The sequence below is a fragment of the Streptomyces sp. NPDC058086 genome (assembly GCF_042885015.1).
Taxonomy (GTDB): Bacteria; Actinomycetota; Actinomycetes; order Streptomycetales; family Streptomycetaceae; genus Streptomyces.
This window is the reverse complement of the sequence record NZ_JBHVST010000228.1, coordinates 1-5,143: the sequence shown is the minus strand read 5'-3', so window position 1 is coordinate 5,143 and position 5,143 is coordinate 1. Positions and strand designations below refer to the sequence as shown.

At 68.9% G+C, this 5,143-nt stretch carries 6 protein-coding genes and 2 pseudogenes; 5 read left to right on the top strand and 3 right to left on the bottom strand.

Annotated features, from left to right (window positions below; all coding sequences use genetic code 11):
* Positions 1-220: 220 nt before the first annotated feature.
* Both ACFVWD_RS57215 and ACFVWD_RS57210 read right to left on the bottom strand, forming a co-directional pair.
* The gene (locus ACFVWD_RS57215) at positions 221-622 is read right to left on the bottom strand and encodes a DUF6009 family protein (RefSeq protein WP_389607023.1); all 402 of its coding nucleotides are present in this window, start codon (positions 620-622) and stop codon (positions 221-223) included.
* A pseudogene (locus tag ACFVWD_RS57210) lies at positions 619-1,038 on the bottom strand (primase-like DNA-binding domain-containing protein); the annotation flags it as partial. The gene ACFVWD_RS57215 and the pseudogene ACFVWD_RS57210, both read right to left, overlap by 4 nt.
* Positions 1,039-1,425: 387 nt before the next feature.
* Here ACFVWD_RS57210 and ACFVWD_RS57205 point away from each other — a divergent pair.
* From ACFVWD_RS57205 to ACFVWD_RS57185, 5 genes and pseudogenes are all read left to right on the top strand, one after another.
* Positions 1,426-2,064: pseudogene (locus ACFVWD_RS57205) on the top strand (aldo/keto reductase); the annotation flags it as partial.
* A gap of 267 nt (positions 2,065-2,331) precedes the next feature.
* On the top strand, positions 2,332-2,595 hold the full coding sequence (locus tag ACFVWD_RS57200) for a hypothetical protein (protein ID WP_389607021.1): 264 nt from the start codon (positions 2,332-2,334) through the stop codon (positions 2,593-2,595).
* 17 nt (positions 2,596-2,612) lie between these two features.
* On the top strand, positions 2,613-2,780 hold the full coding sequence (locus tag ACFVWD_RS57195) for a hypothetical protein (protein ID WP_389607020.1): 168 nt from the start codon (positions 2,613-2,615) through the stop codon (positions 2,778-2,780).
* Between the two features lie 11 nt (positions 2,781-2,791).
* Positions 2,792-3,826, top strand: coding sequence for an SDR family oxidoreductase (locus ACFVWD_RS57190; RefSeq protein WP_389607018.1), 1,035 nt, complete (start codon positions 2,792-2,794; stop codon positions 3,824-3,826).
* A 343-nt stretch (positions 3,827-4,169) separates the two neighbouring features.
* Positions 4,170-4,448 (top strand): DUF6233 domain-containing protein, encoded by a 279-nt coding sequence (locus tag ACFVWD_RS57185; RefSeq protein ID WP_389607016.1) that lies wholly within the window; start codon positions 4,170-4,172, stop codon positions 4,446-4,448.
* A 262-nt stretch (positions 4,449-4,710) separates the two neighbouring features.
* On the opposite strand, the gene ACFVWD_RS57180 is transcribed toward ACFVWD_RS57185, so the two are convergent.
* Positions 4,711-5,049: a MerR family transcriptional regulator gene (locus tag ACFVWD_RS57180; protein WP_382140681.1), complete on the bottom strand. Its 339-nt coding sequence runs from the start codon at positions 5,047-5,049 to the stop codon at positions 4,711-4,713.
* Between the last annotated feature and the right edge of the window lie 94 nt (positions 5,050-5,143).

Here is a 5,143-nt window from a genome sequence, read left to right as displayed (position 1 = left end):
AAGACGGCCACTGCTGTCCCGACCAACGAGCCGCCAGCCCCGCCGGGCTCGGAATAAGCCGGCAGGATCGGTGACACGGTTCTTACCGGCACGCGTACAGCGGGTCCATGGCCGGGAACGTCACTCTGACCAGCGCTGACAACGTCTGCCAACGAAGACTGGGCTTGTACAACGCGTCCCGCGGTGCGGGTTGGGCTTATCGATCAGTGAAGGGCCGTAGTCACAGAGGGAGCGTTATGCCGAGTTCCTGCATCGCCGTGGAAGGCGGTCCACCTTCGGAGCGTTCGGTTTTGTAGCCCTTCACCCTCGGTTCGAGGGTGCGCGGGTCCACCGCCTCAGCGGGCGCGCTTTTGGCGTACAGGCCCACGGGTTGGCTGTCGCGGTCGTGGGGCAGGAGCCAGAACACGCGGCGGCGGAACGTGCCGGAGGCGCGGGAGGGTTTGGCGGTGGGGCCCAGGAGGGCGTAGCCGACCATGCGGCCGTCGCGGTGGTAGGCCGGCTTTCCCTTGCGGGTGGGGAGCCGGTCCAGGCTCTGGCGGACGTAGTCGAGGTGGTCGATGTCCTCCAGCCACACGATGTCGGCTTCGTGGCTGACCTCGTCCTCGGTAATCAGGGAGCTCATGCGCGGTCCCTCTCCTCGTCGGTGAGCAGTCCGATGCCGGGGTAGTGCTTGCGCTGGTTGGACAGGATCATCTCCTTGGGCGAGGCCAGGCCCACGAGTTCCCGGGTACGGGCAGCGAACGCACGCGAGGACATGGCCGGTGCCCCTTCATTCTGGCACCAGGCCCGGTAGACGGCGTAGAGCGCCGTCTGTTCCGCGCGCAGTTCGGTGTCGAGGCGGCAGCACTCGTCGTAGAAGCGGCCGGTGTGGTCCTCAGTCTCCGCGTAGGCGCTGGTGGCGATCCGGACGCGTTCGGGGCCGGTCAGATCGCGGTCGCCGGCCAGGTAGCGGCGGGCGCCGTCAAGGAGCCAGGTGAGGATGCCCGGGCCTTCCTCGGTGACGAGGAGGTCCGCGAGGTTGTCGATCTTGCGGTGGTCTGGTTCGCCCGTCAGGGCCTCAGCGCCGGGACGACGTTACGGGCACGCAGCGCCACCTGCCTCCTCTTCCTCCTGTTCGGTACCGCCCTGGGTGCCTGGACCAGCCGTATCCCCAGCGTGAAGAGCCATCTGGACCTGAGCGACGGTCTGCTGAGCCTCGCCCTGCTGGCCTTCGCCCTGGGTGCGATCGCAGGAATGACGGCGCTCGGCCGGCTGGCCGACCGCTACGGCAGCACCCGGGTCATGGTGCCCATGGCGCTGCTGGAGGGACTCCTGCTGGTCCCGCCGGCCTACGTGCCGGACCTGGCCGCGCTGATCCTGGCTAGCTAGCCAAGAGGACGGCGGGCGGATCGCGGTCTTCTCGGCCAGGCCGAAGACCCCGGCGAGGAGGAGACCCTCGAAGCACTCAGCGACCTCGTCAAGGCCGGCAAGGTCCGCTACCTGGGCGCCTCGTCCATGCACGCGTGGGAGTTCGCCAAGGCGCTGCGCCTGCAGAAAGAGAACGGCTGGGCACGGTTCGTGTCCATGCAGGACCACTACAACCTCCTCGCCCGTGAGGAGGAGCGCGAGATGATCCCGCTGTGCCTGGACGAGGGCGTGGGCACCATCATCTGGTCGCCGCTGGCCCGCGGCTGCCTCACCCGCGCCTGGGACGACGCCCGCTCCACAGTGCGCTCCGAGACGGACGGCGCCTACGCGGACCTGCTCTACTCGCCGGCCGAGGAAGCATCCAACCACGCGATCATCGACGCCGTCGGGCAGGTCGCGGACACCCACGGCGTCAGCCGCGCACAGGTCGCGCTCGCCTGGCTGCGACGCCAGCCGGTCGTCACCGCGCCGCTGGTCGGCGCCGGCTCGACCCGGCAGATCGACGAAGCCGTCGCCTCCCTCGACATCGAGCTCACCGACGACGAGGTGCGCGCCCTGGAGGCCCCCTACACCCCCCGCTACGACTGGCAGGGCGTCTCGGACGAAGCCGAGATGGAGGCCATCCGCCAGCGCGTGCCCGGAATGGCTCTCGCATGAACCCCATCGTCCGCTCCGGTCCTGCTGCCCGCGCCGGGGCCCTCCTCATCCTTGTCGGGCCGCTCGTGTCCTGGGTCGCCGAGTTCATCACCGCCGCCGCATGGCAGGACCCGCCGTACTCGCCCCTGTACAACTGGGTCAGCCACCGCGGCCTGACCGGCCCGCCGCAGACCGCGTTCGGGCAGGTCGCCAACTCCCCCCTCGGCGCCGTCATGGACACCGGCTGGGTGATCTACGGCCACCCTCCTGATCATCGGCACGTTCCTCGTGTTCGACCCGCGCAAGGGCGCCCGCCCGATCATCATCATGATCCTCGCCGTCCTCGCCGGCGTCGGAGTCTCACTCGTCGGCATCTTCCAGGGCTCCAACGCCAACGTCGACAACGGCCTGATCGCCTTCCACACCTTCGGCGCGCAAGGTGTCATGCTCGCCGGCAACCTCATGGCCATCGCCGTCGGAACCGGCGGAACCCGCATCGGCCTCACCCGGGGCCGGTCGATCGCGAGCACCACGTCGGCACCGCCGGACTGATCGCGTTCCCCCTCTTCATGACCGACGTGTTCACCGGCTGGATGTGGAACATCGGCCTGTTCGAACGCGCCGTCATCTACCCGATCATGATCGGCCACGCCCTCCTGGGAAGCAGCGTGGCCGCCACCCAGCGCCACCGTGCCACGCACCCGCTGGCACCCCTTACCGCACGAGCCAACAGCTGAAGGAGAGACAGATGACACAGGTACTGGTCACCGGAGGAACCGGCTTCATCGGAAGCTGGTGCATCCAAGCCCTGCTGGAGGCCGGGCACACCGTCCGCACCACGGTCCGCGACCTGCAACGCGAACCGGCACTGCGCTCCTGGCTGCACGCGGCCACACCGTTCGACGACGACCGTCTCACCGTCGTGCGCGCCGACCTCGAACAGCCCGAGGGCTGGGATGCTGCCGTCGCCGGCTGCGAGTTCGTCCTGCACGTCGCCTCGCCGACGCTGCGTCTTACGCCGGCCAGCGACGACGAGTTGGTGGTCCCGGCACGCGAGGGCGTCCTGCGGGTGCTGCGCGCAGCCCGCGACGCCGGTGTGCGCCGGGTCGTCCTGACCAGCGCCTTCGGCGCCATCGGGATCGGACACCCCCCGCGCTCCACCCCGTTCACCGAACAGGACTGGACCAACGTCGACGGCGACATCCCGCCCTACCAGCGCTCCAAGACACTCGCCGAACGCGCCGCCTGGCAGTTCATCCAGGACGAAGGCGGCGGTCTGGAACTGACAGCAGTTCACCCCGTGGGAGTCCTTGGACCCCTGCTCGGCCTGGACGACCCGCTATCCCTGCGCCTGGTCCGCAGAATGCTCGAAGGACAGGTCCCCGCGTGCCCTCCCTTCGGGATGGGCTTCGTCGACGTACGCGACGTCGCGGATCTGCACCTGCGCGCGATGACCGATCCGGCAGCCGCCGGCGAACGCTTCCTGGCCATCGCCGGGCACAGCCTGCGCGTCATCAACATCGCACGCATCCTGCACGACCGCCTCGGTGAGCGCGCTGCGAAAGCCCCCACCCGTGAACTGCCCGTCTGGGTCGCCCGCACACTGGGCCTCGTGAACCCGGAACTGCGCTTGCTCAAACACCAGCTCGGCCGGGACCTCGACGCCACAAGCACCAAAGCCGAGAAGCTCCTCGGATGGCGAGCGCGCCCCATCGAGGACACCATCGAGGACACCGCCGAGAGCCTCCTCGCCCACGGCATCGGAACAAAGACCACCTCGTGACCGAACGACGCGGCAGCCCTCCGTCGGCCGGGTAACGGCGTGGGCGTCGCGGCCGGGGAGATGCGGCCCTGCTCGTCGGCAGGGCCACGAGGTCTGTCCCGTTCCTACTCCCGGGAGGGCTGCTGGCCAGTGCGACGGGAGGTCCAGCGGGTGATGTGTCTGGTCATCAGGGTGGTGGCAGCCCACGTGATCGGCGACTCGGGCTCTGAGCTGCCTGCAGCGCACAGTCCGCCATCCCGTCGGCACTGCCCACACAGACCAGCTTCCGACCTAGGACGGCCCCGCAGTGCATGCCGAGCTGCTTGACAGACCCTGATTCCACAGAATGCGGGTGTGGCACGCCATGTGGCTGCAGCGCATCGACACCAAGATCGCCGCCCTCCAGAAGCGGGAAGCCGAACAGGAACAGGGCCAGAAGAACCGGCCACAGGAGCCGGACTGGATCGTCGAACTCGACATCGGCAACGGACGCCCACCCATCGAAATACACGTCGGCGACTGCTACGCCGCAGGCACACGACGACGCCCCGTCCCACGCGACGAAGCACGCCGGCTCCTCACCTCGGGCGTGCGCGCCTGCACGCACTGCAAACCCGACACCCAGCTCCGCATCCTCGACTGACAGTGAGGATGTGACGTGGTGACGCTGCTGGCCCGCCCACCCCGGCAGCCGCCTGGCGACCGCACGGCCAGGCCCTGGCACAGCGTGACCGCGCCCGCCCGCCATGTCGTGGCCGAACTGAGGGCGCACCTCCTGAAGCCACCAGTCCGAGCAGCCGGTCCACCCCATCGATCGCCGGCACCAGCCGCGCCCTCTCTGTGTCCCGACCAGCCTGCGTGGGCGGCAGCCGCAACGTTTCTGGGGGAGTTGCAGGTTCGCCGTCTCAGGTCACGGCCGTTGGGTTCGCCGATTCGGCGGCGCGGCGGTATTCGGCGTTGATGCGCTGGGCTTCTTCGAGCTGGTCTTCGAGGATCACGATGCGGCAGGCGGCCTCGATGGGGGTCCCGTGATCGACGAGCTCGCGCGCGCGGGCGGCGATGCGCAGCTGGTAGCGGGAGTAGCGGCGGTGTCCGCCCTCGGAGCGGAGCGGGGTGATGAGGCGGGCTTCGCCGATGGCGCGCAGGAAGCCCTGGGTGGTGCCGAGCATCTCGGCGGCCCGGCCCATGGTGTAGGCGGGGTAATCGTCGTCATCGAGCCGGCCGAACGAGTCGTCTGCTGTCATTTCACCTCTCTGCGGAACGCGTGGAGGGGCCTTGGTGGCGTATTGCACCAAGGCCCCCAAGGAAAAGCGACAACAGTAAAATTTAAAAAAATTA